This window comes from Allorhizobium pseudoryzae, assembly GCF_011046245.1.
Classification (GTDB): Bacteria; Pseudomonadota; Alphaproteobacteria; order Rhizobiales; family Rhizobiaceae; genus Neorhizobium; species Neorhizobium pseudoryzae.
In genome coordinates this window covers 2,195,607-2,222,507 of sequence record NZ_CP049241.1, presented here as the reverse complement: position 1 = coordinate 2,222,507, position 26,901 = coordinate 2,195,607, and the positions used below count along the sequence as shown (strand labels likewise).

Below are 26,901 nucleotides of genomic sequence, written 5' to 3'. Positions count from 1 at the left end.
CAAGTATACCATCGGATCAGGTGTTCTCCATACGCCGCCTGGCATATTCTCTGCCGGGGATAGTCCGGGATGAAGCGGGAATCACCGCCGGTTCACCAGATAAACCCCCATCACCACGATCACCGTTCCGATGATCATCGGCACACTCAGCGGCTCGCCGAAAATGACGGTCGCCTCCACCGCCACCAGCGGCGGGACCATGTAGATGAGCGAGGCGGCGCGGGAGACCTGGCCGCGGCGGATGAGATAGAGCAACAGCCCCACCGCGCCCATCGACAGGCCGAACACGGACCAGGCCATGGCGCCGATGGCCCCATAGGTCCAGTCGAAATGCAGGTCCTCCAGCAAAAAGGCGAGCGGCAGGGTGACCGCGACCGCACCGAGATATTGCCACACCGCAATCGTTCTCAAATCGCCGGCGCCGAGAAACCGCTTCTGGTAGAGCGTCCCGAGCGTGACAGAGAGCATCGCGACCAGATTGACGAGCACCGGAAAGGCAAGCCCCGAGAGCCCCGTGGAGAACAGGCCGGCAAATTGCGGCGAGACGGCAATCATGATGCCGGAAAAGCCGAGCACGAGGCCGGCGATCTGCGCGCGCCCCAGGCGCTCCCCTAGAAGGGCCAGAGCGAACAGACCAGTCAGCAGCGGCTGCAGACCGGCGATGATGCCGGACAGACCCGCCGGCACGCCCTGCCCGATCGCCCACCACAGGCCGGCCAGATAAAGCCCGTGCAGCAGCACGCCGGAGAGGAACCCATGCGCCGCGGCAAGCCGCGAGGAGGGCCACGGCGCCCTAACCAGCGTAGCGATACCCGCAAAGGCCAGGGCCGCCAAAGCGTGGCGCATGGCGAGAAAGGTCAAGGGATCGGCATGGGTGGCGGCAATCTTGGCAACGATCCAGCCGGTCGACCACAAAAACACGAAGACGACCGGAGCCAGACGGAACAACATGACCAATAAGAGCCTTGATGAAAATGCCAACGAAGCGTGCAGGCGAGCGGTAAAGCCTGGCTGAATTTCAGTCAAAGGATAAAAACTGAACCCTTTGGACAGAAAATCTGACAGCCAAGAGCCTGAAAAGGAAAGGGAGTGAAAGAACGCGTCCCGCGAGCATTTGCACAAGCTTTGTGCGGTCCTCCGTAAGGCTGTCGAGGTCGTCTCCGGTGACGATAATTAAATTGCCGCTTCCTTGCGCAAGGGTGCTTGCAAAGGCGCAAACCTTGTACTCTTATGACCAAAAACGGGGAATACACCATTGGCATTTGATGAAATGTTGACTGCGGACAACCGTTCGCGACCGCCCTACCAGACCTACCAAGAGTGGTACGACGCCCAGGATCCTGCGCATCTCATCCAGAAATCCCGGGACGCCGAGAACATTTTCCGCAAGACCGGCATCACCTTCGCAGTCTACGGACACGCCGATTCCTCCGAAAAACTGATCCCCTTCGACATCATCCCCCGCATCATATCCGCCCGCGAATGGCGCAAGCTCGCGCAGGGCATCGAACAGCGCGTCTTGGCGCTCAACGCCTTCCTGGACGACATCTACCACAAGCAGGAAATCATCCGCGCCGGGCGCATTCCGCGCGCGCTGATCGAGAAGAACGTCGCCTTCCTGCCGGAGATGATCGGCTTCAAGCCGCCGGGCGGTGTCTACACCCATATCGTCGGCACCGATATCGTGCGCACCGGCGAAGACCAGTTCTATGTGCTGGAAGACAATGCCCGCACCCCCTCCGGCGTCTCCTACATGCTGGAGAACCGGGAAACCATGATGCAGATGTTCCCGGAACTCTTCACCCTGAACAAGGTGCAGCGGGTGGAGGATTATCCGTATCTGCTGCGCCAGTCGCTGGCCTCGCTCGCACCGCCCGGCTGCAAGGGCAAACCGCGCGTTGCGGTGCTGACGCCCGGCATCTACAACTCCGCCTATTACGAACACTCCTTCCTCGCCGATACCATGGGCGTCGAGCTGGTCGAAGGCTCGGACCTGCGCGTCATCGACGGCAAGGTGAAGATGCGCACCACCCGCGGTTACGAGGCGATCGATGTGCTCTACCGTCGCGTCGATGACGATTTCCTCGATCCGCTGACCTTCCGCCCGGATTCGGCGCTTGGCGTGCCGGGCATCATGGATGTCTACCGCTCCGGCAACATCACGATTGCCAATGCGCCCGGCACCGGCATTTCCGATGACAAGGCGATCTATTCCTACATGCCGGAGATCGTCGAATTCTACACCGGTCGCAAGCCGCTTCTGGAAAACGTGCCGACCTGGCGCTGTTCCGAGGCCGACAGCCTGAAATACGTGCTGGAGCACCTGGAAGAACTGGTGGTCAAGGAAGTGCACGGTTCCGGCGGGTACGGCATGCTGGTCGGCCCCACCGCCTCCAAGAAGGAACGCGCCGATTTTGCCGACAAGCTGAAGGCAAAGCCCGGCAATTACATCGCCCAGCCGACGCTGTCACTTTCCACCGTGCCGATCCTCGTCAACAAGGGCATCGCGCCACGCCACGTGGATCTGAGGCCCTACGTTCTGGTGTCCGACAAGGTGAAGATCATTCCGGGCGGGCTCACCCGCGTGGCGCTGAAGCAGGGCTCGCTGGTGGTCAATTCCAGCCAGGGCGGCGGCACCAAGGACACCTGGGTACTGGAAGATTGAGGGCGTAAGACAATGTTGGGAAGAACCGCAAACGGCCTCTACTGGATGTTCCGTTACATCGAGCGCGCCGAAAACATCGCCCGCCTTGTGGATGCCGGCCTCAGGGTCTCCCTGACCCGATCCGGCTCGACGGACGAGGATTGGGATGGCGTTTTGCAGAGTGCGGGTGTGCGCGAGGCCTTCGGCGAGGTGCATGACACGGTGACGGCGGCAAACGCCATCGATTACCTGCTGCGCGACCTCGCCAATCCGTCGAGCGTCATGTCTTGCATCGAATCGGGCCGCAACAATGCCCGCATGGTGCGCACGGCCTTGACGCGCGAGACCTGGGAGGCGACGAACGAGTGCTGGATCGAGCTCAAACAGCTGCTCGGCCGCAAGGTGAAGGCCGCCGACCTGCCGCAGGTGATCGATACGATCAAGCGACGCGCCGGGCTCATCCGCGGCGCCTTCCATGGCTCCATGTTGCGCAACGACCAGTATAATTTCTCGCGCATCGGCACCTTCATCGAGCGGGCCGACAACACCAGCCGCATTCTCGACGTGAAATATTACGTGCTGCTGCCGGCCGTCAGCCAGGTGGGCTCCTCGCTCGACAATTTCCAGTGGGAATCGATCCTGCGCTCGGTCTCCGCCCATCGCTCCTACGGCTGGGTCTATGATGCCGAATACCGGCCGTCGAACATCGCCGACTTCCTGATCCTCAACGTGCGCATGCCGCGCTCGCTCGCCTATTGCTACGAAAAGATCGTCAGCAATCTGGGCTATCTGGAACGGGAATACGGCCAGCACCACACGGCGCATGAGACGGCGGCATCGATCAAGACCATGCTGACCCGCGGTTCGATCACCGATGTGATGGACCAGGGCCTGCATGAGTTCCTGGAGGATTTCATCAGCCGCAACAACCAACTCAGCGCCGAAATTTCAGAAGGCTACCGCTTCTACCACTGAAGCGGACCGGGGGACGGACCAGCCGCAATGCGATTGAAGATTTCTCATACGACCGAATATCTCTACGACGAGCCGGTGGCCTATGCGCTGCAGCGCCTGAGGCTGCGGCCGCAGAGCGGCACGAACCAAACCGTGATCCATTGGGATCTTGTGGTCGATGGCGCCACGATCGAGGCAGGCTATGCCGACCAGTTCGGCAACCAGGTCAACCTCGTTTCCGTCGAAGGCGGCGAACACCTGATCCGCATCACCGCCTCCGGCGAGGTCGAGACCCAGGACAAGGCAGGCGTGGTGGGCCCGCACCAGGGGTTTGTTCCGCTCTGGCTCTATCTGCGCGACACACCGCTGACCAAGGCCGGAAAACTGATCAAGGACCTGGCCCGCAGCGTCAAGGGAGATAGCGAACTGGCGCAGATGCATGCGCTGATGGAGGCGATCCACGAAGCCGTCGCCTATCTGCCCGGCACCACCGATTCAGAAACCACCGCGGAACAGGCGCTCGAAGCCAGAAGCGGCGTCTGCCAGGACCACGCCCATATCCTTGTCTCTGCGGCCCGTTTTCTCGGCCTGCCGGCCCGTTATGTCTCCGGCTATCTGCTGATGGAGGGCCAGGTGGAACAGGTGGCAACCCATGCCTGGGCAGAGGTGCATGTGCCGGGCCTTGGCTGGGTCGGCTTCGACGCCGCCAACAAGATCTGCCCGGATGAGCGTTATGTGCGCATCGCAACCGGCCTCTGCTACCGAGATGCCGCCCCCGTCTCCGGCATGCGCATCGGCTCTGCTGGCGAAAACCTCAAGGTGGCGCTCCGCGTCTCGACCGAAGGGCAGAGCCAGGATCAGACCGGGCAAAGCCAGAGCCAGGGGTGACCATCGGAGGACTTCCCCTTTTCGCGGCTGGCCTCACGTAACCGCAAGCTTTGCGCCATCTTTGCGTGCTTATCTCCCCGCCACCAGGGGAGAACCCATGCTGTTTGGCAAATCGGTCTTTCAATCCATCCTGACCCGGCTCCACCACGAGGCACCGGAGGAGCAACCCGTTGCCGAAGAGCCGGTCTTTCGCATATCCGGCCTGAACGCCAGCTTCGCCGCCCCCATCGAGACGGCGGAAGCGCCGGCGCGCGCAAGCCACGCCTATCTGGCTCTTCTGGCCGATCGCCCGGCCGAGACCGTGCCGGCGCCAAAGCCGGATGCCCCGCCCGAAAAACCCGCCTACCTGTCGCGCCTCAGCGAGGCGGAGGTCGAGGAGGATCTGGCGCTGTTGATCACCGACACCTCGGAGGTGCTGGCGGAAAAGCGCCGCAGCTTTGCCAAGCTCAACCATCCGGACCGCGTCCATCCCGAATTCCGCCGCGAGGCAACGATCCGCATGACGATCGCCAACATGCTGGTCGACCGCGCCCAGCGGCTGACGTTCTTCCGCTGATCGCCACCACCGCTCCACCGCCTCGTGCAGCACGTTTGCATTTTCTGACGTTTCCCGATTGATGCCGGCGCCGTCCTTTGTTATGAACCCTCCACCGGCAGGAACGGCGCGCTTCGCACCGATTCCCAAACAGGCACGCACCCGTAGCTCAGCTGGATAGAGTGTTGGATTCCGATTCCAAAGGTCACAGGTTCGAATCCTGTCGGGTGCGCCATTTTTCAAGTACTTTTCACGCCGTAACATGCTGCAAATTAGTTGAAGCGCCTTTCGTTGATTGCCAAGCGAAATTGAAGCCGCTCGAAGAAATGAATGACGGGCTGCAGCAGCGCCGAGCTGCGCGCTTACTTTCTTTTTGTTGCAGTCAGCAAGAGGGGTGGAACCTTGGATTACCCATACAGTTTGAATGATTTGCAAACGGCTATCCATGAGAACAAGAAATATACGATGGACCTTTTGCAGGGATATAAGAACTTCAGTTCGGTGACCCTGTTCCTGTTGGCTGCGCTCCAGCGCGTTGAATCCAACGCCGCTGGATTTCAGGCAATGATAACCGCTCGCAATTATCCTGTAGCCAGCGCTATTGTTAGAATGCAGATCGACACATCAATGCGCGTCTACGGTCTCCGCCTTATGGCTGACCCTCATGACGGTGCCATGAAGCTTCTAGGTGGAGAAAGGTACGATCGGATTCGCCCAAAAAGCGGCGACAGACTTCGGGATGCAGTCCTACTTAACGCCTTGAACGTCGAGCATGACTGGATCAAGAAGGTTTATGAACGCACCTCGGGCATGGTGCACTTGTCTGGAATGCACATTCATCATGCTTTAAATCACTCCACAAGCGTCGTGAATGATGACGGCTCTCTTTCTATCCAATTAGCTATTGGACCAGAGAGCCCACACATACCGGCAGAACTTTATGACGAACTCTGCGCAGCGTTTTCCCATACCAGCATGATTGCAATTTCAATAACTACCTCAATCCTAAAACAAGAACAAAAAGCAATTAATCCAGATATTTGCCGATGACACAGCATAGCAACAGCAACGCAATACTGAACTACGTCAATAGATTACAATTTTTAATGGATTTCATGTCCGACAACACACAGAAATTCGTTAGTAATGCTATGAATAACAATTGTCTTCCCCCACAACTTACACCGTGCGTCCCAACCCGCAAAGCCGCATTGACTTCGCGCGCACCTCGGCGTTTTGTGCGCCGCGGCAGAGGTCTGTGAGCCGCTCTTGCCGGACGGTCAGATGATGGGCAGCAGCATGGGCGAAAGACAGTCCGCAGACGTAAACGCGGCGGCTCCGGGTGGAGCATATCCTTCGGTCGCAGGGAGAAGGCGGCATGGGCTGAACCTTGTCATCCTCGTCCTCGTGTCGCTCTTCGTGCTGCTTCCCGGCCTCGGCCTGCTGCCGCTGACCGATCGCGACGAGGCGCTCTACGTGCAGGCGAGCCGGCAGATGCTGGAGAGCCACAACTGGGTCGATATCCGCTTTCAGGACAATCCGCGCTACAAAAAACCGGTCGGCATCTATTGGCTGCAGGGCCTGACGGGACTGGCGAGCGGTTATGGCGAAAAGAGTCCGCTCTGGGTCTACCGCCTGCCGTCGCTGATCGGCGCCGTCCTCGTCGGCCTCTTCACCTACGGCATGGCGAACCGCATCTCCGGACCGAAGGCAGGGCTGATCGCCGGGCTGCTGGCGGTCACCACCGTGGAACTGGCGCTGGAGGCGCGCATCGCCAAGACCGATGCGATGCTCTGCGCCACCATCCTCGCCTGTCAGTTCGCCCTCCTCCATGCCTGTCTCGACCCCGAACGGCGCCAGGTCTTCTGGCGCAATGCGCTCTTCTGGCTGTCGCTTGGCCTCGGCATCCTGATCAAGGGGCCGATGGCGCCGCTGATCATCGGCCTGACCGGGCTTGGGCTGACGCTCACCGAACGCTCCTTCTCGCTGTTACGGTCGCTGTCGCCGGTCAAGGGCATCATCGCCATGGCGGCGGTGGTTCTGCCCTGGCTGATCGCCATCGGCATGATTTCCGGCGGCGATTTCTTCCGCGAGTCGCTCGGCCGCGATGTGCTGGGCAAGATCGCCACGGCGCAGGAAAGCCATGGCGCGCCGCCCGGCACCTATCTCGCCGTGGCGCTCGGCACCTTCTGGCCGCTTTCGGTCTTTGCCTCGCTCGCCTTCGTCTTTGCCTGGAAGAACCGGCGCGACAAGGCCGTGCAATTCCTGTTCTTCTGGGCGGTGCCCGCCTGGCTCGTCTTTGAGCTGACGGCGACCAAGCTGCCGAACTACGTGCTGCCGATGATGCCGGCGCTCGCGGTGCTGACCGCCGTAGCGTTGACGCAAGGCGGGCTTCGCCGGGACACCGGGTGGTTCCGCTTCACCTATTTTGGCATGGCGGCGGGCGGGCTCATCCTCGGCATCGGCCTCAATGTCGCGCTCTATCATTTTCAAGGGCATGTGAGTGTTGCGGGCGTAGCGCTTGGCCTCCTCGTCGCGGTGGCCGGCCTCGCGGCCTGGCGGCTGTTCCTCGCCGACCGGTTGATGCCGGGACTTGCCGCCATGACGGTGACCGCGGGCCTTGCCTATACGATGGCCTATGCCGCCCTTCTGCCGCAGGCACGCGAATTCTGGCTGTCCGACCGGATTGCCGAAGCGGTCGCCTCGGCCCGAACCTGCAGCAACCCGCAAATGATCGTCTCCGGCTATGGCGAACCCAGCATCGTCTTTTGGCTCGGAACGCGCACCCGGCTGGTCGATGCGCAACAGGCGGCCGTGCTCTTCCAGGAAGCCGACTGCGCCGTCGCCGTGGTGGCGGATGAAGACAGCGCCGCCTTCCGGGCAGAGCTTGCCCGGCGCGGGACACCCGTCTTGGAAACGGCGACGGCGGTGGGCCGCAACGTCAACGGCATGAAGCGTCGCACCATGCGGATCTTCGCCAAGCCGCAGAATGCGGTGGCATCGCGCTGACCAGCGGCCGGCTGCGATGCCCCGTGATCACGGATCGCCTGTGCCTTATTGCAGCAGTTGCAGGATGTTCTGGTTGGCGGAATTGGCGATCGATAGCGCCTGGGTCGCGAGCTGTTCCTGCGTCTGCAACGCCTTCAACCGTGTAGAAGCCTCGTTCATGTCGGCATCCACCAGTTTACCGATACCTGTGTCGATGCTGTCCATCAGGCTCTCGGCAAAATCCCCTTGCAGGCCGATGCGGTTTTGCAGCGCGCCGAGCGTCGACGCGCCGTCGATCACGCGTTCGGAGACAACATCAACATAGTTGATATAGGTCTCGATCAGATCCGGTCTGACGGCAATGTCGATATCCATGAAGTTGAGCGTCGGGATCGGCTCGATATTAACGGAAATTCCAGTGAATCCGATCGAGGTCTTGGCCCCCGCCAACCGGTCTGCATTGACATCCGTTTCCAGCGTTATGGTGTCTGCCGTGGGCACGTCGATGATGAGGTCCGGCCAGTCTGCCGACAGCATGGACTGAAGCAGCGTTTGCATCTCGACCGCAGTATCCACGCTGCCGTCTGTTTCACCCAGGGTCGTGTTGATGTAGTCGCGGTCGAAGCTATAGCTTTGGGGTGCAGCCCGGTTGATATCGAAATCGAAGCTGACCTCTACGCCATCAAAAATTCTGAACGGTTTGAAATAGAGGGTATGGTCCTGACCGCGGGACGAAAACTGCTCCTTATTGCTCAGTCCGCCGGAACCGACCGTGCTGGTGAAGTTCGAGATGCCAATATAGGAGCCGTTGAGACCGGAGGTCTCGTTTGAACCGATTCCAATCCTGTCAATGATCGGCTGGTGTCGCCAGTCGGTATAGGTCGTTGCATAAGCTCCACTGCCGGTCGCGGACAGCGCATGAAACAGCACACGCTCGTAGTCAACGTAGGTTGAAACTCGGCCGTTAGCACCGGCACCGAGCACTGTATCGATTGTCGAACGGTCGATGGTAATAGATGTCGTCAGACCGGGATCCTGTGGGTTGGGCAGGCCATCGGCCGGATTGTCTTTGTCCACAGTGACATCAAACGTGATAGAATCGCCGGCGCCAAACTGCAGTGGTCCTGTAAAGTTAAAGACGAAGGATGGAGCGCCAGATCCCGAGTAATTGCTTGTGCTTCGCACCAGATGTCGGTCCGTGTCCAAATATTCATACCGAATGCCGCCCAACGTCTTCGGATCGCGCGGATCGGCCTGCAACAGCCCCCCTCCGGTCGAATTGAAGAGCGAAGTTTCCGCCAGTCTATGCTCCATGGTTCCCAGTGAAACGCCGCTTGCGCCGCGGGAAAAGGAAGCAACCATCGACGTAGTGTTTTGCGCAGGATCGAAGATGTCGTTGACGTTGGTGTTAAGCCAGTTCTGGCCATTGAAACTGGCAGACGTGGCAATCGACATCATCTGGTCCTGCAACTGGTCCAGTTCCTTCTGGACCTTGCCGGTATCGACCCCAGGCTCCCTGCCGGCAATAAGTTTGGCCTTGAATTCTGCGAGAACGTCCACCGCAGCGTTCAAGCCTTCATAAGCTACGTTCACCATCGCATCGGCGAGGTTCAGCGCGTCGGCTACCGCGGAAATCGCTTTCTTGTCCGACGTCATGGTGGTCGAAATTGACCAGTAGGCGGCATTGTCCGCAGCGGTGGAAATGCGGGCGCCCGTCGCGACCTCGGATTGAACCTGCTGCATGGAACCGGAAATCGTCCGCAGGGTCGCAAGCGCAGAAAGTGCGCCGACATTTGTTACAATGCTGGTCATAACAATCCAAATTTTAGGGTAAGCTGCTGCTTTTCATAAGCAAATCGAGATGCCCCATCTGAACGAAGCATGGTTAACCATTGGTTAAAATTCGTTCTGATTTCTTGTCACATATCAAATTGCTGATCTGTCGGCTGCGTCCGTGCGTAAATCGCAATCGTGTGAAGTCAGGAGCGTCAGATGCCCAGGCAGACGCCCAAAACCCAGTTGCCGACCAAGACCTGCCCAGCCTGCGGCCGCCCGTTCAGCTGGCGCAGAAAATGGGCGCGCGATTGGGAGCAGGTCAAATATTGTTCGGAGCGCTGCCGCAGATCGAAAGGGAGACGTTGATGGGACAGCCGAAGATTGCCGTCATTGGCGCCGGCATTGCAGGCGTCAGCCTGGCACGAAGCCTGGCCGACCGTGCCGATGTGACCATCTTCGAAAAGAGCCGCGGTCTTGGCGGGCGCATGGCGACCCGCAGGCGGCCAGACGGACACTTCGATCACGGCGCGCAGTATTTCACCATCCGCGATCCGCGGTTCCACGCAGCGCTGGAAGAGGCGCTCGAACGGGGCGTGATCGAGACCTGGGATGCAGACCTGATGCAGACCGAGGCAGACGGCACCGTCCAGAGCCTCGACGACCGCTCACCGCGGTTCGTTGGCGTTCCCGGCATGACGGCGCCGGTGCGTGCGCAGGCCGATGGGCTTGCGGTTTTGTGCAGCATGCCGGTGCAATCCGTCGAGGGAGAGGCCGGTGCCTGGTATCTGATGACCGAGACGGGGCCCTTTGGCCCGTTCGACTGGATCGTCTCCTCGGCCCCGGCACCACAGACGGCAAAGCTCCTGCCGTTTGCTCCAAGCGTACGCCAGGCCCTCGCCAGGGTGGACATGAACAGCTGTTTCACGCTGATGATCCGCCTGCCGGACGAAGCCGCTCTTCCCTTCGCGGCAAGCCGGATCCGTCACCCGGTCCTCAGTTGGATCGCCGCCAACAACAGTAAGCCGGATCGCAACCCGGCACCGGCGCTGGTGGTGCATGCCGATAACGGCTGGTCCGACCGCCATCTGGACGCGCCGCCGGAAGCCGTGCGCGACCTGATGCTGGAGGCCTGCCAGAGCCTTTACCCGATGATCGGCTGGCAGGATGCCCTGTCGATCGATCTGCATCGCTGGCGGTATGCCAATGTGGCACGGCCGCTGGGACAGCCATTCCTCCTCGACAGCGAACGGCAGATCGCGGCCTGCGGCGACTGGTGTCTCGGCAACCGGGTCGAAGCGGCATTCTTGAGCGGCATCGCCCTGGCGGATACCCTGCACACACACCTTGCCGAGGCACGCGCATGACCCCGTCCTTCCGCCCGCTGACGCAAGCCCTGACCTATGCCGGGGCACTGCCGTTCTTCCTGCTGCTGCCGCCGACCTTGCCCGTCCTGGCACCCGTCGATGCGCTGCACGGCTTCCTCACCTACGGCGCCGTGATCGCCGCCTTCATGGCGGGAACGTTGTGGGGCATCGTCCAGGGCCGCGACACCGCGGCAATCGGCCACCTGATCGCCAGCAACGTGCTGGCGCTCGCCGCCTGGGGAACTTTGCTGATCGAGCCGGGACGCGGGGCGCTCGCCATCCAGCTCGCCATCTTCGTCGCCCTCCTCGCCTCAGATTACCGGCTCGCCACCGCCCATCTCGAAAAGCCCTGGTACTGGCGGCTGCGCACGCGGGTGACGGCGCTGGTCTGCATCGCCTATGGGGCGAAGATCATCCTCGTCTAACACTCACCACTCGATCGGCTGACCGTCATAGGCATAGAAGCGGCCGGTCTCGGCGGGGCTCGCCCGGTCGAGAACGGAGAGCATGTTGCGGGCGCTGACCTCCGGTTCGGTGCGCTCGTGATTGCCGGAATATTTCTCCGAAAGCGTGGTGGCGACCGTGCCCGGATGCAGCGAGAGAAGCACGCTCTCCGGATGGCTGCGGGCAAGTTCGATCGAGGCGGTGCGGACGATCTGGTTCAGCGCCGCCTTCGACGCGCGGTAGGAGATCCAGCCGCCAAGGTGATTGTCGCCGATCGAGCCGACGCGGGCCGACAGGAAGGCCATCAGGGCTCGCTCGCGCTTTGCGAGTTTGGTGGCAAAATACTTGGTCACCAGTGCGGTGCCGACGGCATTCAGCGCGAACTGTTTCATCATCACCTCGCCGGAAATCTGCCGCAGCGATTTTTCCGGGCCGATACCGTCGATGGTCAGCCCGCCGGTGGCACAGAAGATCAGATGGAATTCGCCGGCGATGGCGCTGGCGGCGGCTGAAACGCTCTCTTCATTGGTCACATCCAGACCATCGGCACTGCGCGACAGGCGCAGAAGCTCGCCGCACGTGTCGTCAGCCGCGATCACCGCGGCCATGGCCTCGCCGATGCCGCCGCTTGCACCGATCACCAGGGCGCGGTAGCCCGCAGGCAGGGATGTCATCAGGCTCATGGGCTGCTCCTCCGTTGCTCTGCAAGGATTTACGCAAGGATGCCGCGACCGGTTTTCCTCACACCCGCTCGCCGGCATCGAGTTTTTCCAGAAAACGGGCCGCCGTGGCGCGGTAATCCTGCCGCTGGGCCTCGCTCATCCGCCGCCAGGTCGCATAGGGCTGCGCCAGCCGCCGATTGCCGGACAGCTTGTCACCGTTGCGATCGAGGAAATCCCAGTAGAGCGCGTTGAAGGGACAGGCGCCCTCGCCCGTCTTCTTCTTCACGTCGTAACGGCACCCGCTGCAATAATCCGACATCTTCGAGATGTAGTTGCCGCTCGCTGCATAGGGTTTGGTGCCCAGAAGGCCGCCATCGGCAAACAGGCTCATGCCGATCACATTCGGCAGCTCCACCCATTCATAGGCATCCGCATAAACCTCCAGGTACCATTCATGCACCTGATGCGGATGCAGCCCGGCTATCAGCGCAAAATTGCCGGTCACCATCAACCGCTGGATATGGTGGGCATAGGCATGGTCGATCGTCTCGCCGATCACGGTGGACAGGCAGGCCATGTCGGTCTCTCCCGTCCAGAAGAAATCCGGCAACGGACGGTGGGCGTCGAAAAAATTGCTGGCCACATAGTCCGGCATTTTCAGCCAGTAGACGCCGCGCACATATTCGCGCCAGCCGATGATCTGGCGGATGAACCCTTCTACGGCATTGATGGGCGCCTCGCCCTCCAGATAGGCGCGCTCCGCCGCCCGGCAGACGGCGAGCGGATCCAGGAAGCCGATGTTGATGTAGAAGGACAACAGCGCGTGGTTGAGAAAGGGATCGCCAGAGAGCATCGCATCCTGCGTCTCGCCGAACTGCGCCAGGTGGTTGGCGATGAAAGCATCCTGCAGCTCTTCGGCCTGCCGGCGGGTCACCGCGAAACCGAAGCGGTCGAGCCGACCGATATGATCGGAAAACCGGTCCTCCACCAGCGCCAGCACCTCGCGCGTGATGGCATCCGGCGTAACGTTTTTCCGCTTTGGTCTCAAAAGATCCGGCGCAGCCGGCTTGCGGTTCTCCGTATCGAAATTCCAGCGGCCGCCCATCGGCTGGTCGCCCTCCATCAGAAGACCGGTCTTGCGGCGCATCTCGCGATAGAAGAACTCCATCGTCAGGTCCCTGCGCCCCTCCGCCCAGGCGCGAAACTCCCGGTGCGAACAGAGAAAGCGCGTATCCGGCCGGATCTCCACCGGACAGGCCAGAAGCTGCCGCCACCCCTTCATGTCGTCCAGCACCCGCCATTCGCCGGGCTCCGTCACGATGACGGCTTCCGGCCGCAGCGCCTCGGCGGCCCGGCGCAACTCGCCTCTGAGCGAGCCGGTGTTTCCGGCCTCGTCGAGACGCGTATAGCGGACGGTAAAACCTTGTTCGCGCAGCTCTTCGGCAAAATGCCGCATGGCGGAGAAGATGAAGGCGATCTTCAGCTTGTGATGGCGCACATAGGTCGCTTCCGCCATCACCTCCGCCATCAGGATCACGTCACGGGCCGGATCGGCACCACTCAGGCTCGAAAGCGTCGGGCTCAGCTGGTCGCCGAGAAGGAGGATGAGATGGCGGCAGGTTGGCATGGGTCACTCGCGGCAGAGGAGGAAGGCTACCCTCCCCTTACGCCGCTTGCCCGCTGGCGGATTGCCGACAATCCATCAGTAGCGGATGCCGTCCTTGTCATAGGAGCCGACGATCTTCTGGACGGAAGAGCAGAAGCTCTTGGAGTCCGCCTCGAATTTCTTCTGGTTGTCGCTCACCATGGCGCGGGCCTGCAGACGCCGCTTCTTTTCGCCCCAGTTCATGGTGCTGGCGAAGCGATCCATACCGAGCCTCAGTTTTTCCGCATCAAAATGCAGGTCACCGCAGTTGTCGTTCGCCACGATGAAAAGGGAATAGGCCGCGAAATCGACGAGCGGTTTTCGACCGCCATCGACCGCGCCAGCCGGTCCGGCAAGTGCTGCCGCGATGAGAAATGCAAAGGTCCGCCGCATGTATTTTGTCTCCGCTGGACATGACTATGCGGCCAGGGAGACCGTCGTTCAATTCCGGTTTAACCATTCGGTTAAGGAGCGGCAAAGAGACTCGGTGGAAGCCTATCTTCGTTTATCAGAATGTTCCGAAATGAGACGGCTCACTCAGCCTGAGACGTTCAGGCCCGGCGAAGCGGGATCACGTCTGCCCGCGGACCCTCCCCCGCTCCTACACCGGCCACCGCCGGCAGGCGCGTGCGGCCGATCGGAAAGCGCACGATTCCGTTTCCTTCCGGCAGTTCATCGGGACGGCGGGTCAGGAGGTCGTAGAGTTCCGGCACAAGTCCTTCGCCATTCTGCTGGGCAAGCTTGTGCAGACCGATCAAAAGGGTCGCGTCGTGGCGGTCATCGCTCATCGTTCAGCGTTCCGTTCATGCATCGTCTGGAGCGCCCGCTCCAGGCTGGATTTCGATCCGTTGCGCAAGGGGATGAAGGCCTTGGAGAACTTCTTGCAGCCGGTCTTCACCCTCAGACAAGCATCGTGGCTGATACAGTCGATGGGGCAGAAGACACAGTCGACCGACGGCAGCAGCGTATCGATGCGCGAGACCGCCTCTCTCAAACCACCGTCGTGATGGATCAGTTCCGCGCCGAAATTGCTGGCGATTTCGCGCAGGTGCGCCACCTGGCAATCACGCCCGCCGACATAGAGAAAGCTGCGGACACCCCTGCTCTCCTCGGCCCTCTCGACCTTGTCCGCCTGTACCGGCTTGCTGGATGTCTTGCGCTTGTCCTTCTTGGCCACGGCTCGTTTTCCCTCGTTCGCGAGTCTGCCCTTGCGGGTCGGTGCGAGCCGGACCATAGATAACATGACAATCATAGTAAAGATTAAACTTGATGATTCCGATCATATTTAATCGCCCTGGCGGAGCGCAGACGGCCTCAGGCGGGATGGCGGGCGGTGATGCGCGCTTCGATGGTCGGACCAGCAGCCCCGCGCAAGCGCTGCAGCGTGGCGACCGGCTGGGTGATGAGCGACAGCGCCTGCACGAAGGCCCGACTTTCCGGCTGGGCAAAAACGATCGCCATCCGATCATCCTCCAGATGGCGTTTCGCCGAGGTAATGAAGATCTCCTGCTCGCCCAGGCACAGATAAAACTGCTCCGGCAGGTGATGCAGCAGGTCACCGTGCAGCAGCGCGCCCTCCGTCGAGATCTTGACGATCCGGACCTGCATCGTGGCAAAACTCTTCATTACCGATGTCGGATAGATTGCCCTGACCAGAAGGTTGGCGTTGCGATAATTGAGATCGATCCGGCCAAGCGACTGGTAGTGCTCCGCCAGGTAGTGCCGCGATTTCTGTGTTCCGGTCAAAGCCAAGCTCCGACAAGCCGTTAACGTTCCGTTAGGCATAAGCCAGCGCCGCGCTGCGTCGCAACCCGTGATTTCTCCAGCCGGACAGGGCTGCAAGCCCCGCGCAAGCAAGGCATATTGACCAAGCGCAATTCCAAAATTTGACCGATTGATAAAAATTTGTCCCGTGTTACGCTTCCTCAGTTGCGTAAGAATTCCATGATAAAAGAGGGATGCAACATGGATAGACTGGGAAGCGGTATCGCGGGAGGCCGTCTGGCACCCGCGGAATACGAGACGAATTTTTCCGACCTTCATCCGCGCTTCGACAGGCATGAAGCGCTGGTGGCCTCCGACAGGTGTTATTTCTGTCATGACGCGCCGTGCATGACGGCCTGTCCCACCGCCATCGATATTCCGCTGTTCATCCGGCAGATCTCGACGGCCAACCCGCTGGGTGCGGCCCGCACCATCTTTTCCCAGAACGCGCTCGGCGGCATGTGCGCCCGCGTCTGTCCCACCGAAACGCTGTGCGAGGAAGCCTGCGTGCGCAACACGGCGGAGGACAAGCCGGTGGAGATCGGCCGGCTGCAGCGGTATGCGACCGATATCGCCATGGACCAGGGCCGCCAGTTTTTTAACCGTGCAGCCGAGACCGGCAAGGTCATTGCCGTGGTGGGCGCCGGTCCAGCGGGCCTCGCATGCGCCCATCGGCTCGCGATGAACGGCCACACGGTGGTCATCTTCGATGCCCGCGAAAAGGCCGGCGGCCTTAACGAATATGGCATCGCCACCTACAAGGCGACCGACAACTTTGCCCAGAAGGAGGTGGACTACCTGCTCGCCATCGGCGGCATCGAGATCCGCAACGGCATGGCGCTCGGTCGCGATTTTTCACTCCCGGACCTGACGGCGCAATATGATGCGGTCTTCCTCGGCATCGGGCTTGCCGGCGTCAACGGTCTCGGCATCGAGGGCGAGGATCTCTCCGGCGTCGAGGATGCGGTCGATTTCATCGCCGCCCTGCGTCAGGCGGACGACAAGGCGAATGTGCCGATCGGCCGCCGTGTCGTCGTGCTCGGCGGCGGCATGACCGCGATCGACGCGGCGGTGCAGGCCAAGCTTTTGGGCGCCGAAGAGGTCACCATCTGCTATCGCCGCGGCAAGGACCAGATGAACGCCTCGGACTACGAGCAGGATCTCGCCGCCTCCAAGGGCGTATTGATCCGCCACTGGCTGGCGCCGAAGCGCATTCTGGGCCGCGATGGAGCCGTCGCCGGCATTGAACTCGAATATACCGCCCTGCGCGACGGCCACCTGACCGGCACCGGAGAGACGGGCGCGATTGCCTGCGACCAGGTGATGAAGGCGATCGGCCAGTCCTTCCAAGCCAGCGGCTTAGGCAGCCTTGCCATGGATCGCGGCCGCATCGTCATCGACGAGCACTGTCAGACCTCCATCGCAGGCGTCTATGCCGGGGGGGATTGCACCAACCGCGGCGAGGACCTGACCGTGCAGGCCGTCGCCCATGGCCGCGATGCCGCCGACGCCATCCATTCCGCCTTTGCTTCCGCCGGAAAACCGGCTGTGGCTGTCGCTTGAACGAGGGGAGGATGAACCATGGCTGATATCAGAAACAATTTCGTCGGCATCAAGTCGCCCAACCCGTTCTGGCTGGCCTCTGCCCCGCCGACCGACAAGGCTTACAATGTCGAGCGAGCCTTCAAGGCCGGCTGGGGCGGCGTCGTTTGGAAGACGCTGGGTTCCGAAGGCCCGCCGGTCGTCAATGTCAACGGTCCGCGCTACGGCGCGATCTGGGGCGCCGACCGCCGCCTGCTGGGCCTCAACAATATCGAACTCATCACCGACCGCCCGCTTCAGGTGAACCTGCAGGAAATGAAGCAGGTGAAGATGAACTGGCCGGACCGCGCGCTGGTCGCCTCGATCATGGTGCCCTGCGTGGAAGAAGAGTGGAAGGCCATCCTGCCGCTGGTGGAGGAAACCGGGGCGGATGGCATCGAGCTCAACTTCGGCTGTCCGCACGGCATGAGCGAGCGCGGCATGGGCTCAGCCGTCGGCCAGGTGCCGGAATATATCGAAATGGTGGTGCGCTGGTGCAAGCAGTACACCCGCATGCCGGTGATCACCAAACTGACGCCGAACATCACCGATATCCGCAACCCCGCCCGTGCCGCCAAACGCGGCGGCACCGATGCCGTCTCGCTGATCAATACGATCAACTCCATCACCTCGGTCGATCTCGATAATTTTGCCCCGGTCCCGAGCGTCGGCGGCAAGGGCAGCCATGGCGGCTATTGCGGCCCGGCGGTGAAACCCATCGCCCTCAACATGGTCTCCGAAATCGCCCGCGATCCGGAAACCTCAGGCCTGCCGATCTCCGGCATCGGCGGTGTGACCACCTGGCGCGATGCGGCCGAATTTCTGGTACTCGGCGCCGGAAACGTCCAGGTCTGCACCGCTGCCATGACCTACGGCTTCAAGATCGTCCAGGAAATGATCTCCGGCCTCTCCGACTGGATGGACGAGAAAGGCCACCGCTCGCTCGACGACATCTGCGGCCGCGCCGTGCCGAACGTCACCGACTGGAAGTACCTGAACCTCAATTATGTGGCGAAAGCCCATATCGACCAGGACGCCTGCATCAAATGCGGCCGCTGCCACATTGCCTGCGAGGACACCTCGCACCAGGCGATCACCAGCACGGTCAATGGGGTTCGCCATTTCGAGGTGATGGAAGACGAATGCGTCGGCTGCAACCTCTGCGTCAACGTCTGCCCGGTCGAACACTGCATCACCATGGTGGGGCTGGAACCGGGCACGCTCGACCAGCGCACCGGCAAGGTGGTGGAGCCGACCTATGCCAACTGGACCACGCACCCGAACAACCCGATGGCGGTTCAGGCGGCGGAGTGAGACGATGATGGGAATGGGCGGGGCGCTGCGGCGCCCTGCCTGTTTGAACGCGTGTGGTCGGCTGGGGCGGCTTTTCGCCAGAAGGAGACATTTATCAAAATTGCATGCGTGGCTGGAACCCGACTGATACCGGATGGCCCGGATCGGCCGCCACGAGTCATTCAATACGTCGTCGATTCTGTTCAGTTTGCTGTGCGACTCGCTTTGCCCATGCTACGAATTCGTCAGATTGTGGAGCGAAGAATGTTCAATCGGAAGACGGTTTTCATCGTAGGAGCTGGCGGCAGCTATAACCTTGGTTTGCCGGTGGGTGACGGATTAAAGTATGAAATTGCGAAGCGGCTTAGCTTATCGTTCAAGCACGGACAGCAGCTTGTGTCGGGCGACTCTGGGATTGCCGAGGCAATGGCGCGGATTTCGCAGGACTTGAACGGCAACAGCGATATTTCGGTACTGGCGAGAGCCGGACGCGAAGTTGCAACAGCCATGTCGCAAGCCATTTCAATCGATAATTACCTGCATACCCACGCCGATGACCCGCACATTATACTTGCTGGGAAGCTGGGCATTGCCTCAAGCATACTTGCAGCGGAACAGGAAAGCATAATCTACGGCGACCCTCGCAGCGTCAAGAATCTCAACTTCAAGGACATGCCATCGGTCTGGCAGAACACTTTTTGTCAGATGCTCACCGAGCAGCTTCAGAGGTTAGATATCGAGTATGTTTTCGACAACGTGAGCTTCATCACCTTCAACTATGATCGGTGCCTCGAACACTACATATCTAATTGGCTTTCGACGTATATGCGAATGCCTCTTCAAGAAATTCAGCTGCTTATGCAGGACTTAAAGATAATCCATCCTTACGGGCAGGTCGGCCGCCTGCCCTGGCAAGGCAACCCCAGTGGCGGCGTCGCCTTCGGTGACGATGCTGACGGCAGCAACCTGCCCGCCATCGCGAACCAGCTCCGTACCTTTACCGAGCGGTCGGATGACCGCGCCATGCTTGCACGCATGCGGAACATCATATCAGAAGCCGAACAGGTGGTTTATCTAGGCTTTGCCTACGGCGCCATGAATATGGAACTGCTCAAGATCGAAGACGACGGCCCTGAAAAGCTGGTCTATGGAACCACACTCGGCATGTCACCGCAAAATGCGGCGGTAGCTCTTAAGGACATCAAGGAATCCCTTTGGCATCACGGGAAATCGCGGGTGACTGACAGCTACCTCCACAACACAACGTGTGACGACCTATTAAAGGATAACTGGAGAGCAATGACAGCATAGGTGCTCTTACCAGCAGCCCCTTTCTCACATCTCTTCCGTTTGAGGCTGCGGCCAGATGGTATAGCCCGTAGCGTGAGCGCGGGCGGGGGTGACCACCACGTCAGGTTTGCTTGACGCAGATTTTCGTTAAATACATTTTCCGTACTCCCGGGAATAATCTCCGCTTACAGATGGAAAAGAACGGTAATGGAGCGTCTGTAACGGATGCGCAAAGTTGGTCCTCGGACTATGCCGCCAATGACCGCAATCGGCCGACAGGCGTCTGCCACTCTTGCGCTCGATCACCCTCATATATGGTTCGGCGGCGCGGTCAGGCCGGCCCTTGCTCTGCTCCCAGCCACATTCCACAGGCGTAGCATTTGGCACCAATTGGTGCTAAAATTCCAAGCCGAAACGGAGCAAGCTCGTGCGATCCACCATCAACCTCGATGACCAGCTTCTCGAACGCGCCCGCGCCTTGACCGGCACGAAAGAGACGGCAGCGCTGGTGCGACAGGCGCTTGAGACATTGGTTCGTGTCGAATCCGGAAGACGGTTTATTGCGCTGGGTGGCTCCATGCCGGATGCGGAGGCTGCGCCGAGGCGCCGAAGTGACGTCGCAAAATGATTTTGGTCGATACCTCGATCTGGATCGATCACTTCCGATCGCCGGATGATGAGTTGCGGCAGATCATCGAGGAGGATCAACTGCTGTGCCATCCGTTCGTCATCGGAGAACTGGCGCTTGGCAGCCTCAGGAACCGTAACGAGCTGCTCGACACTTTATCGACCCAGCGTCGACATCAATGCCGCAAGTCAGCGAAAGCAGAAGCATGGCCCCGTTACAGACGGCGCAAGATCGGCTAACAACGGCGGATTCCGCAGCGGACACGCTGCCGCACCGTCTTCTTTGTTCATCCCGGAGAAACAATGATCAAAATCATGGTCCTGCTGCACAGCGCAGTCGGCGCCGGCTGGCAAACTCCACCCAAGGGCACCAGTCTCAAAACCCTGGGCGAAGCCGAGGAACAGGGTTTGATCCAGGTGCGCGGCGAGTTTCAGAAGCGCCAGATGCGCCTGACGGAGCTTGGCGTGCAGCATCTGGAGCGGGACCGCAAGCGGCTGGAAGCCCGACGGATGTAGATGGAGAAAGGCGCGGCGATCCTCGTCGGCGGCCCTTCCCCGACCGCCGGCCTCAAAAGCCCGCGAAATCCACCAGCGAGAGATCCACGGTCCAGTCGTAGTTTCCCGGAATGATCGTCTGCGGCCGCGGCGGCGCAAAGCCGTGTGGCAGAAGCCCGTGGCAGATACGCGCCGTCTGGCCGGCGGGAAGCTGCCGATCCTCGTGCAGGAAGGCCCGATACGAGACGGACGCCTGCCCCTTGACCCTGCCGAGAAGCGTGAACGACAGGCGCCGCACGCCGCGCTCACCGCCATTCTTCAATTCGATGAGGATGGGCCTGCTTGGATCCGGGCAGGCCTGCGCGTCGAGCGTGGCACTGGCAAAGATCGCCTCAGTCCGGCTGCCCCTCTGGCCGCGGTCGAAGAGGGTGGGGACAAGCACGATGGCTGCCACAACGGCGCAAAGCGCGGCAACTGCGTATCCGATCCGGCGATTGATCAGGAACACCAGACCTATTACGAGGAAGGCGATGGCCGCTGTCCAGGCCATCAGGCACCCGTCTGTTTCAGCTGAATGTTCATCCTCCGGTAGATAGCACCTTTCGCGCGAATTGAAAGCTTCGACACCAGCGCCGTTCGCCGAGGGCAAGAGGCGTCGGATTGCGGACAGAGCGCGGATGCGGACCCGGAGAGAGCTAAGAGCGCTATCCCTCCCCCAAAACCTCCACCATCGCCTTCATCGCCCGCGTCACATGCCGTTCGCGGTGCATCAGCAGAAAGAAGGGTCGCGTCGGCATGGGAAAATCCGGCATGACCAGACGCCCTTGCGAAAGATGCGCTTCCACAGCGCGCAGCGACAGCACCGCGGCACCGGTGCCGGCCTCCACGGCGGCGATCACCGCCTCGTTCGAGGGCAGTTCCAGCACCACCGAAAGTGCCGCGGGTGAAATGCCGAGCCGAAGAAGCTCCTCTTCCAGCGCCGCCCGCGTGCCGGAGCCTTCTTCGCGGTGGATCCAGTTGGTCTCGAGCAGGTCGGCGGGCGCAATGCCCTGGCCGGGACGCCAGGGATGGCGGCGGCCGACCACCAGCACCAGCCGGTCCTCGCCGACACGCGACACGGAGAGCGAAGGCTCGGAGACCCGCCCCTCCACCACGGCCAAATCCGCCTGGCCTGACAGCACCGCATCGGCGGCAGCCCGCGTATTGCCCACATGCATGGTGAGATCGACTTGGGGGTGGCGCTCGCGATAGGCGATCAGCCGCTGCGGCAGCCAGTAGCTCGCCACCGTCTGGCTGGCGTGAAGGGTGAGGTGCCCCGCCGGCGCCCCGGAGAGATCCTTCAGCAGCCGCGTGGCCGCCGCTGCCTTTTCCAGCACGACCTCCGCATGCGGGCGAAACAGGCGCCCCGCTTCCGTCAATTCGATGCCGCGGCCCACCCGGTTGAACAGTTTGACCCCGTGCCGCTCTTCAAGCGCCGCAATCGCGGCACTGACCGAGGACTGCGTCAGGTGCAGCTCGTGCGCCGCCCGCGTCACATGGCTTTTGGCCGCCACCGCCAGAAAGATCCGCAACTGTTCCGGCGTCATCGCAATTGATCGCCTTATTCGATTGGAACGATCATATCGATTTGTTGGAACGATGAAAAGAAGCGGTGCACTGTGCCTTCATCGCATTTCAGTCAGGACGCGCGTCATGTTGCACCTCACGAAACCCTTGCAGAACCAGTCTGCCGCCGGCGCGTCCGGGTCTACCGTCACCGCTCTCCTGTCGCTTCTCCCCGGCCTGGCCCTTGCCGGCGGCATCGCCGCGAGCGCCATGGCGTTCCGGACGCTCACCGGCATCCAGGCGCTGTCGCCGCTCATTCTCTCCATCGTCATCGGCATGCTGATCGGCAATCTGCACCGTCCGCCTGTCGCCTGTCGCCCCGGGATCGGCTTTTCCATGAAGCGCCTGCTGCGGCTCGGCATCATCCTGCTCGGGCTGCAGATCACGCTCGCCCAGCTTGTCTCGCTCGGCCTGCCAGGCCTCGCGGTGGTCACCGTCACCCTCACCGTCACTTTTGCAGCCGTCACGCTGGCCGGGCGCCTCCTCGGCGTCGATCGCGGCCTGACGGGGCTGATTGCCGCCGGAACCTCCGTCTGCGGCGCCTCCGCCGTGATTGCCGCCAATGCGGTGGTGCGCGGCCGCGACGAGGACGTGACCTATGCGGTCGCCTGCGTCACCATCTTCGGCTCGTTCTCCATGCTGCTTTTCCCGCTGCTGATGCTGCCGCTGCACCTCGATGCGGTGGCCTATGGCCTGTGGTCGGGCGCCACCATTCACGAAGTGGCGCAGGTGGTGGCCGCCACCTTCCAGGCCGGCGATGTGGCCGGCCAGTATGGCACGATTGCCAAGCTTGCCCGCGTCATGCTCCTGGCGCCGCTGGTGCTCACGCTGGCACTGACACTGTTTCGCGCGCGCAGCACGGGTTCGGCAAAGACCGGGGCCACGCCCTTCCCCTGGTTCGTTCTCGGGTTCCTCGCCATGGTCGGGCTGAACAGCAGCGTCGCGCTGCCGCCGGCACTCGTTCAGGATGCCGGCCTGCTCGGCACCTTCCTGCTTTCCTGCGGTCTCGCCGCCATGGGCCTGCAAACGCACATGAAGCAGCTCGCTGCCGAAGGTTTGCGCCCGCTGGCGCTCGGTGCCTTCGGCTGGCTGTTCATCTCCGGGTTCGGCTATCTGATGGTGCGGCTGGCGGGATTTTGACCCGTCAGTCACCGCGCGGGGAACCGCTCAGGCCTCGTTGAACTGATCCCAGGCGCGCAGCGCATCGGCCGCATACATCATGGCCGGGCCGCCGCCCATATAGGTCGAGAGCGCGGCGACCTCGGCAATCTCCTCGCGGGTGGCGCCCAGATCCTTCAGGGCCTTCACATGAAAGCCGATGCAGCCGTCGCAGCGCTGGGTAATGCCGATGGCAAGCGCAAGCAGCTCCTTCGTTTTCTTCGACAACGCACCATCTGCCGTCGCACCCTTGGCAAGCGCGTAAAAGCCGTTCACCGCATCCGGCGTCAGCTTGCGCATTTCCGCCGTGTAGGCGCTGATATCGCGGGTGATCTGTTTGAAATCCTTTGCCATGCCCGTTCCTTTCGATGTTTTGCGGTTTTTCAATTCATATTTTGATGATATCAGAAAAACGTAAATCAAGAAGAGGACGAGATGGCAATTGCCGATCACATGCCGGGCGTGGCGCAAGATGTCGCAGGTTTCCTGAAAGGGCTCGCCAACCCGCAACGTCTGCTGATCCTGTGCGCGCTGATGCGGGGCGAGCGCTCCGTGACCCGATTGATCGAGGAGACGGGCATTGCCCAGACTTCGATGTCGCAGCATCTTGCGAAGCTGAAGGACGAAGGCATCGTGACCTACCGTCGCGACCACCGCACGCTGTATTATTCCATCTGCCATGCCGCGGTGGCTGATCTCATGGCTGTGCTCGACCGGCACTTCTGCAACGGCGCCTAACCTTTTTCAGAGGTTAGATGTTTCCACTTTCAGCCCGCGCAGGAACAATTCCTCCAGGAAGCGGGCGGCATCGTCAAAGCGCCCCTCGCCGGATTTCTCCCCCAGCACCGCCTGCACCTGCACGTCGAAATCCGCGTAGTGCTGGGTGGTGGACCAGATGGAAAAGATCAGGTGATAGGGATCGCACTTCGCGATCTTGCCGGCCCGGATCCAGGCCCGGATTACCTCAGCCTTCTCATCCACCAGCTCCTTCAGCGGCCCCTTCAGCTCATCCTCGATATGCTGGGCGCCCTGGATGATCTCGTTGGCGAAGAGCCGGCTCTCGCGGGGGAAATCACGCGACATTTCCAGCTTGCGGCGGATATAGGAGCGGATCTCGCTTTCCGGATTGCCGGCCGCATCAAAGGCCCGGAGCGGCTCCAGCCAGGTAAACAGCATCCGGTCCAGCAATGTGCGGTGGATCGCTTCCTTGGTGCGGAAATAATAAAGAAGATTGGGCTTCGACATGCCGGCCGCCTCGGCGATCTGGTCGATCGTCGCGCCGCGGAACCCGTAGGCGGAAAACACGTCGAGCGCCGCCTCGAGGATCTTCTCTTCTTTTTCTTCCTGAATGCGGGTGCGCCGCTGCGTTTTCGCCGCTCGTGGAATCATTGCGTTCTGACTTCTCCTCTCGCATCCGCATAACACGAAACGCAGCTGCACAAAATTTATCCCCACAAACCGCCTGCCGGATTTGTGTTCATTTTTTCATCGGTCCGGCATTTTTCGGCTTGAGTACCGGCGCGGACATTGTAAGCTTTTACCAATCGGTCAATTTATCAATGACCCATCCGACAAAGGCAAGCCACCGCGCGACCCGACGTCACAAGAAGATGGGCGGACCGTCACGGGAACAGCAGCCGCATCACTCGAACCAACGGCTGACAGAAGAAGGAATGAACGTATGGTGGCAGCACCAGGCGAAAACCTGCGCGTGAACGGCGATCGGCTGTGGGACAGCCTGATGGAGATGGCGAAGATCGGCCCCGGCATTGCCGGCGGCAACAACCGCCAGACGCTGACGGATGCCGATGGCGAAGGCCGGCACCTCTTCCAGCGCTGGTGTGAGGCCGCCGGGCTCACCATGGGCGTCGACCAGATGGGCACCATGTTTGCCACCCGCCCCGGCACCGATCCAGACGCCCTGCCCGTTTATGTCGGCAGCCACCTCGATACGCAGCCGACCGGCGGCAAATATGACGGCGTGCTCGGCGTGCTGGCCGGCCTCGAGGTCATCCGCACGATGAACGATCTGGGCATCAAGACCAAACACCCCGTGGTCGTCACCAACTGGGCGAACGAGGAAGGTGCCCGCTTTGCCCCCGCCATGCTGGCCTCCGGCGTGTTTGCCGGCGTGCATTCGCTGGATTACGCCTATGCGCGCAAGGATCCCGACGGCAAGACTTATGGTGAGGAATTAAAGCGCATCGGCTGGCGGGGCCAGGAAGAGGTCGGCGCGCGAAAGATGCATGCCTATTTCGAATATCACATCGAACAGGGCCCGATCCTGGAAGCCGAGAACAAGCAGATCGGCGTCGTGACCCACTGCCAGGGCCTCTGGTGGCTGGAATTCACGCTGACCGGCAAGGAAGCCCATACCGGCTCCACGCCGATGAACCTGCGCGTCAATGCCGGCCTCGCCTTCGGGCGCATTCTGGAAATGGTGCAGAAGGTTTCCATGTCCGAGCAACCGGGCGCCGTCGGCGGCGTCGGCCAGGTGTTCTTCTCGCCCAATTCCCGGAATGTTTTGCCCGGCAAGGTGGTGTTCACGGTGGATATCCGCACGCCGTCGCAGGAGAAGCTCGACCGCATGCGCGCCAAGATCGAGGCGGAGGCGGCAACAATCTGCGAGGCCCTCGGCGTCGGTTGTTCGGTCGAAGCGGTCGGCCACTTCGATCCGGTGACCTTCGATCCGACCCTGGTGGAGCGGGTGCGCACGGCGGCGGAAAAGCTGGGCTACAGCCACATGAACATCATCTCCGGCGCCGGCCACGATGCCTGCTGGGCCGCCAAGGTGGCGCCCGCCACCATGATCATGTGCCCCTGCGTCGGCGGTCTGTCGCACAACGAGGCGGAAGAGATCTCCAAGGACTGGGCCGCCGCCGGCTGCGACGTGCTATTTCACGCAGTGGTTGAAACTGCGGAGATTGTCGGGTGATGCCTTTGGTGTTACGATACGGCATCGGAGCCACACCGGAGACACAGACATGTCTACCGACAATCTTGTTCTGGAATATCTCAGGGCGATCAGGGCAACGCAGGACAGGCATACCCAGGATCTCTTGGAGATCAAGGGCCGGCTCGGCATTCTTGAACAGCAATATGCCAGCATCTCGCGCCGAGTTGATCACATCGATCAGCGGCTCGACCGTGTCGAACGACGGCTCGATCTCGTCGAGGCGTGACAACCG

General features: G+C 61.3%; 30 protein-coding genes, 1 tRNA gene and 1 pseudogene. 20 read left to right on the top strand and 12 right to left on the bottom strand.

Going from position 1 to position 26,901, the window contains the following annotated elements:
- Positions 1–81 precede the first annotated feature (81 nt).
- Entirely contained in the window at positions 82–951 is an 870-nt protein-coding gene (locus G6N78_RS10745) for a DMT family transporter (RefSeq protein WP_165218227.1), read from the bottom strand.
- Between the two features lie 304 nt (positions 952–1,255).
- On the opposite strand from G6N78_RS10745, the gene G6N78_RS10740 reads away from it, so the two are divergent.
- The 7 genes from G6N78_RS10740 (at position 1,256) to G6N78_RS10710 (ending at position 8,030) form a co-directional block, all read left to right on the top strand.
- The gene (locus tag G6N78_RS10740) at positions 1,256–2,665 is read left to right on the top strand and encodes a circularly permuted type 2 ATP-grasp protein (protein ID WP_165218225.1); all 1,410 of its coding nucleotides are present in this window, start codon (positions 1,256–1,258) and stop codon (positions 2,663–2,665) included.
- 12 nt (positions 2,666–2,677) lie between these two features.
- Positions 2,678–3,619, top strand: a complete 942-nt coding sequence (locus G6N78_RS10735) for an alpha-E domain-containing protein (protein ID WP_165218223.1) — start codon at positions 2,678–2,680, stop codon at positions 3,617–3,619.
- A gap of 27 nt (positions 3,620–3,646) precedes the next feature.
- Positions 3,647–4,486, top strand: coding sequence for a transglutaminase family protein (locus G6N78_RS10730; RefSeq protein WP_165218221.1), 840 nt, complete (start codon positions 3,647–3,649; stop codon positions 4,484–4,486).
- A 97-nt stretch (positions 4,487–4,583) separates the two neighbouring features.
- Complete coding sequence (locus tag G6N78_RS10725; RefSeq protein WP_165218219.1) at positions 4,584–5,042, top strand: hypothetical protein; 459 nt, start codon at positions 4,584–4,586, stop codon at positions 5,040–5,042.
- Between the two features lie 137 nt (positions 5,043–5,179).
- Positions 5,180–5,256: transfer RNA gene (locus G6N78_RS10720), tRNA-Arg, on the top strand.
- 95 nt (positions 5,257–5,351) lie between these two features.
- The gene (locus G6N78_RS10715) at positions 5,352–6,071 is read left to right on the top strand and encodes a hypothetical protein (RefSeq protein ID WP_165218217.1); all 720 of its coding nucleotides are present in this window, start codon (positions 5,352–5,354) and stop codon (positions 6,069–6,071) included.
- 234 nt (positions 6,072–6,305) lie between these two features.
- Positions 6,306–8,030, top strand: a complete 1,725-nt coding sequence (locus G6N78_RS10710) for an ArnT family glycosyltransferase (RefSeq protein WP_165218215.1) — start codon at positions 6,306–6,308, stop codon at positions 8,028–8,030.
- A gap of 45 nt (positions 8,031–8,075) precedes the next feature.
- Here G6N78_RS10710 and G6N78_RS10705 read toward each other — a convergent pair whose 3' ends face one another.
- The gene (locus G6N78_RS10705) at positions 8,076–9,821 is read right to left on the bottom strand and encodes a flagellin N-terminal helical domain-containing protein (RefSeq protein WP_165218213.1); all 1,746 of its coding nucleotides are present in this window, start codon (positions 9,819–9,821) and stop codon (positions 8,076–8,078) included.
- A gap of 180 nt (positions 9,822–10,001) precedes the next feature.
- On the opposite strand from G6N78_RS10705, the gene G6N78_RS10700 reads away from it, so the two are divergent.
- From G6N78_RS10700 to G6N78_RS10690, 3 genes are read left to right on the top strand one after another with little or no spacing between them, the layout of a single operon-like run.
- Positions 10,002–10,151: a DUF2256 domain-containing protein gene (locus G6N78_RS10700; RefSeq protein ID WP_165218211.1), complete on the top strand. Its 150-nt coding sequence runs from the start codon at positions 10,002–10,004 to the stop codon at positions 10,149–10,151.
- The gene (locus G6N78_RS10695) at positions 10,151–11,149 is read left to right on the top strand and encodes an NAD(P)/FAD-dependent oxidoreductase (protein ID WP_165218209.1); all 999 of its coding nucleotides are present in this window, start codon (positions 10,151–10,153) and stop codon (positions 11,147–11,149) included. Before G6N78_RS10700 ends, G6N78_RS10695 begins: the two co-directional genes overlap by 1 nt.
- A complete protein-coding gene (locus G6N78_RS10690; RefSeq protein ID WP_165218207.1) occupies positions 11,146–11,574 on the top strand; it encodes a DUF3429 domain-containing protein in 429 nt (142 codons plus the stop codon). Before G6N78_RS10695 ends, G6N78_RS10690 begins: the two co-directional genes overlap by 4 nt.
- A 3-nt stretch (positions 11,575–11,577) precedes the next feature.
- Here the strand turns inward: G6N78_RS10690 and G6N78_RS10685 are convergent, their stop codons facing one another.
- The 6 genes from G6N78_RS10685 to G6N78_RS10660 all read right to left on the bottom strand — a co-directional run bounded on the left by G6N78_RS10685 (position 11,578) and on the right by G6N78_RS10660 (position 15,646).
- Complete coding sequence (locus G6N78_RS10685; RefSeq protein WP_206531647.1) at positions 11,578–12,267, bottom strand: SDR family NAD(P)-dependent oxidoreductase; 690 nt, start codon at positions 12,265–12,267, stop codon at positions 11,578–11,580.
- A 67-nt stretch (positions 12,268–12,334) separates the two neighbouring features.
- The gene (locus G6N78_RS10680; protein ID WP_165218205.1) at positions 12,335–13,882 is read right to left on the bottom strand and encodes a cryptochrome/photolyase family protein; all 1,548 of its coding nucleotides are present in this window, start codon (positions 13,880–13,882) and stop codon (positions 12,335–12,337) included.
- Positions 13,883–13,957: 75 nt separating this feature from the next.
- A complete protein-coding gene (locus G6N78_RS10675) occupies positions 13,958–14,293 on the bottom strand; it encodes a hypothetical protein (protein ID WP_165218203.1) in 336 nt (111 codons plus the stop codon).
- Positions 14,294–14,451: 158 nt separating this feature from the next.
- On the bottom strand, positions 14,452–14,688 hold the full coding sequence (locus tag G6N78_RS10670; RefSeq protein WP_165218201.1) for a hypothetical protein: 237 nt from the start codon (positions 14,686–14,688) through the stop codon (positions 14,452–14,454).
- Positions 14,685–15,077: a DUF2325 domain-containing protein gene (locus G6N78_RS10665; protein WP_165218191.1), complete on the bottom strand. Its 393-nt coding sequence runs from the start codon at positions 15,075–15,077 to the stop codon at positions 14,685–14,687. The genes G6N78_RS10670 and G6N78_RS10665 overlap by 4 nt, the downstream gene beginning before the upstream one ends.
- A 137-nt stretch (positions 15,078–15,214) precedes the next feature.
- Complete coding sequence (locus G6N78_RS10660; protein WP_165218189.1) at positions 15,215–15,646, bottom strand: hypothetical protein; 432 nt, start codon at positions 15,644–15,646, stop codon at positions 15,215–15,217.
- A 219-nt stretch (positions 15,647–15,865) separates the two neighbouring features.
- Here G6N78_RS10660 and G6N78_RS10655 point away from each other — a divergent pair, with 219 nt between their 5' ends.
- From G6N78_RS10655 to G6N78_RS10630, 6 genes and pseudogenes are all read left to right on the top strand, one after another.
- The gene (locus G6N78_RS10655) at positions 15,866–17,227 is read left to right on the top strand and encodes an NAD(P)-dependent oxidoreductase (protein ID WP_165218187.1); all 1,362 of its coding nucleotides are present in this window, start codon (positions 15,866–15,868) and stop codon (positions 17,225–17,227) included.
- Positions 17,228–17,245: 18 nt separating this feature from the next.
- Entirely contained in the window at positions 17,246–18,559 is a 1,314-nt protein-coding gene (gene preA / locus G6N78_RS10650) for an NAD-dependent dihydropyrimidine dehydrogenase subunit PreA (RefSeq protein WP_165218185.1), read from the top strand.
- Positions 18,560–18,802: 243 nt separating this feature from the next.
- On the top strand, positions 18,803–19,849 hold the full coding sequence (locus G6N78_RS10645) for a hypothetical protein (RefSeq protein WP_165218183.1): 1,047 nt from the start codon (positions 18,803–18,805) through the stop codon (positions 19,847–19,849).
- A 406-nt stretch (positions 19,850–20,255) separates the two neighbouring features.
- Positions 20,256–20,456, top strand: coding sequence for a type II toxin-antitoxin system VapB family antitoxin (locus tag G6N78_RS10640; RefSeq protein ID WP_165218181.1), 201 nt, complete (start codon positions 20,256–20,258; stop codon positions 20,454–20,456).
- A pseudogene (locus tag G6N78_RS10635) lies at positions 20,453–20,626 on the top strand (type II toxin-antitoxin system VapC family toxin); the annotation flags it as partial. The gene G6N78_RS10640 and the pseudogene G6N78_RS10635, both read left to right, overlap by 4 nt.
- Before the next feature lie 132 nt (positions 20,627–20,758).
- A complete protein-coding gene (locus G6N78_RS10630) occupies positions 20,759–20,971 on the top strand; it encodes a hypothetical protein (protein ID WP_370691402.1) in 213 nt (70 codons plus the stop codon).
- Between the two features lie 52 nt (positions 20,972–21,023).
- On the opposite strand, the gene G6N78_RS10625 is transcribed toward G6N78_RS10630, so the two are convergent.
- Both G6N78_RS10625 and G6N78_RS10620 read right to left on the bottom strand, forming a co-directional pair.
- Positions 21,024–21,500, bottom strand: a complete 477-nt coding sequence (locus tag G6N78_RS10625) for a hypothetical protein (RefSeq protein WP_165218179.1) — start codon at positions 21,498–21,500, stop codon at positions 21,024–21,026.
- 154 nt (positions 21,501–21,654) lie between these two features.
- On the bottom strand, positions 21,655–22,536 hold the full coding sequence (locus G6N78_RS10620; protein WP_165218177.1) for a LysR family transcriptional regulator: 882 nt from the start codon (positions 22,534–22,536) through the stop codon (positions 21,655–21,657).
- A gap of 106 nt (positions 22,537–22,642) precedes the next feature.
- Between G6N78_RS10620 and G6N78_RS10615 the strand changes: the two genes are divergently transcribed.
- Entirely contained in the window at positions 22,643–23,695 is a 1,053-nt protein-coding gene (locus tag G6N78_RS10615) for a YeiH family protein (protein ID WP_165218175.1), read from the top strand.
- Between the two features lie 27 nt (positions 23,696–23,722).
- Here the strand turns inward: G6N78_RS10615 and G6N78_RS10610 are convergent, their stop codons facing one another.
- A complete protein-coding gene (locus tag G6N78_RS10610; RefSeq protein WP_165218173.1) occupies positions 23,723–24,067 on the bottom strand; it encodes a carboxymuconolactone decarboxylase family protein in 345 nt (114 codons plus the stop codon).
- An 81-nt stretch (positions 24,068–24,148) separates the two neighbouring features.
- On the opposite strand from G6N78_RS10610, the gene G6N78_RS10605 reads away from it, so the two are divergent.
- Entirely contained in the window at positions 24,149–24,451 is a 303-nt protein-coding gene (locus tag G6N78_RS10605; protein ID WP_234905779.1) for an ArsR/SmtB family transcription factor, read from the top strand.
- Positions 24,452–24,457: 6 nt separating this feature from the next.
- Here the strand turns inward: G6N78_RS10605 and G6N78_RS10600 are convergent, their stop codons facing one another.
- Positions 24,458–25,102, bottom strand: coding sequence for a TetR family transcriptional regulator C-terminal domain-containing protein (locus G6N78_RS10600; protein WP_165218171.1), 645 nt, complete (start codon positions 25,100–25,102; stop codon positions 24,458–24,460).
- Positions 25,103–25,394: 292 nt separating this feature from the next.
- Here G6N78_RS10600 and G6N78_RS10595 point away from each other — a divergent pair, with 292 nt between their 5' ends.
- Together G6N78_RS10595 and G6N78_RS10590 are read left to right on the top strand one after the other, a co-directional pair.
- Positions 25,395–26,648, top strand: coding sequence for a Zn-dependent hydrolase (locus G6N78_RS10595; protein ID WP_165218169.1), 1,254 nt, complete (start codon positions 25,395–25,397; stop codon positions 26,646–26,648).
- 49 nt (positions 26,649–26,697) lie between these two features.
- Entirely contained in the window at positions 26,698–26,895 is a 198-nt protein-coding gene (locus G6N78_RS10590) for a hypothetical protein (protein ID WP_165218167.1), read from the top strand.
- Positions 26,896–26,901 lie beyond the last annotated feature (6 nt).

Excerpts from the sequence above, each read along its gene's own strand:
- G6N78_RS10615 (WP_165218175.1), top strand. The coding sequence starts at position 22,643 with ATGTTGCACCTCACGAAACCCTTGCAGAACCAGTCTGCCGCCGGCGCG.
- G6N78_RS10600 (WP_165218171.1), bottom strand. The coding sequence starts at position 25,102 with ATGATTCCACGAGCGGCGAAAACGCAGCGGCGCACCCGCATTCAGGAA.
- G6N78_RS10610 (WP_165218173.1), bottom strand. The coding sequence starts at position 24,067 with ATGGCAAAGGATTTCAAACAGATCACCCGCGATATCAGCGCCTACACG.
- G6N78_RS10715 (WP_165218217.1), top strand. The coding sequence starts at position 5,352 with ATGACGGGCTGCAGCAGCGCCGAGCTGCGCGCTTACTTTCTTTTTGTT.
- G6N78_RS10655 (WP_165218187.1), top strand. The coding sequence starts at position 15,866 with ATGGATAGACTGGGAAGCGGTATCGCGGGAGGCCGTCTGGCACCCGCG.
- G6N78_RS10625 (WP_165218179.1), bottom strand. The coding sequence starts at position 21,500 with ATGGCCTGGACAGCGGCCATCGCCTTCCTCGTAATAGGTCTGGTGTTC.
- G6N78_RS10730 (WP_165218221.1), top strand. The coding sequence starts at position 3,647 with ATGCGATTGAAGATTTCTCATACGACCGAATATCTCTACGACGAGCCG.
- G6N78_RS10745 (WP_165218227.1), bottom strand. The coding sequence starts at position 951 with ATGTTGTTCCGTCTGGCTCCGGTCGTCTTCGTGTTTTTGTGGTCGACC.
- G6N78_RS10710 (WP_165218215.1), top strand. The coding sequence starts at position 6,306 with ATGATGGGCAGCAGCATGGGCGAAAGACAGTCCGCAGACGTAAACGCG.
- G6N78_RS10590 (WP_165218167.1), top strand. The coding sequence starts at position 26,698 with ATGTCTACCGACAATCTTGTTCTGGAATATCTCAGGGCGATCAGGGCA.
- G6N78_RS10630 (WP_370691402.1), top strand. The coding sequence starts at position 20,759 with ATGATCAAAATCATGGTCCTGCTGCACAGCGCAGTCGGCGCCGGCTGG.
- G6N78_RS10695 (WP_165218209.1), top strand. The coding sequence starts at position 10,151 with ATGGGACAGCCGAAGATTGCCGTCATTGGCGCCGGCATTGCAGGCGTC.
- G6N78_RS10605 (WP_234905779.1), top strand. The coding sequence starts at position 24,149 with ATGGCAATTGCCGATCACATGCCGGGCGTGGCGCAAGATGTCGCAGGT.
- G6N78_RS10620 (WP_165218177.1), bottom strand. The coding sequence starts at position 22,536 with ATGACGCCGGAACAGTTGCGGATCTTTCTGGCGGTGGCGGCCAAAAGC.
- G6N78_RS10690 (WP_165218207.1), top strand. The coding sequence starts at position 11,146 with ATGACCCCGTCCTTCCGCCCGCTGACGCAAGCCCTGACCTATGCCGGG.
- preA (WP_165218185.1), top strand. The coding sequence starts at position 17,246 with ATGGCTGATATCAGAAACAATTTCGTCGGCATCAAGTCGCCCAACCCG.
- G6N78_RS10700 (WP_165218211.1), top strand. The coding sequence starts at position 10,002 with ATGCCCAGGCAGACGCCCAAAACCCAGTTGCCGACCAAGACCTGCCCA.
- G6N78_RS10645 (WP_165218183.1), top strand. The coding sequence starts at position 18,803 with ATGTTCAATCGGAAGACGGTTTTCATCGTAGGAGCTGGCGGCAGCTAT.
- G6N78_RS10680 (WP_165218205.1), bottom strand. The coding sequence starts at position 13,882 with ATGCCAACCTGCCGCCATCTCATCCTCCTTCTCGGCGACCAGCTGAGC.
- G6N78_RS10675 (WP_165218203.1), bottom strand. The coding sequence starts at position 14,293 with ATGCGGCGGACCTTTGCATTTCTCATCGCGGCAGCACTTGCCGGACCG.
- G6N78_RS10725 (WP_165218219.1), top strand. The coding sequence starts at position 4,584 with ATGCTGTTTGGCAAATCGGTCTTTCAATCCATCCTGACCCGGCTCCAC.
- G6N78_RS10685 (WP_206531647.1), bottom strand. The coding sequence starts at position 12,267 with ATGACATCCCTGCCTGCGGGCTACCGCGCCCTGGTGATCGGTGCAAGC.
- G6N78_RS10705 (WP_165218213.1), bottom strand. The coding sequence starts at position 9,821 with ATGACCAGCATTGTAACAAATGTCGGCGCACTTTCTGCGCTTGCGACC.
- G6N78_RS10735 (WP_165218223.1), top strand. The coding sequence starts at position 2,678 with ATGTTGGGAAGAACCGCAAACGGCCTCTACTGGATGTTCCGTTACATC.
- G6N78_RS10670 (WP_165218201.1), bottom strand. The coding sequence starts at position 14,688 with ATGAGCGATGACCGCCACGACGCGACCCTTTTGATCGGTCTGCACAAG.
- G6N78_RS10595 (WP_165218169.1), top strand. The coding sequence starts at position 25,395 with ATGGTGGCAGCACCAGGCGAAAACCTGCGCGTGAACGGCGATCGGCTG.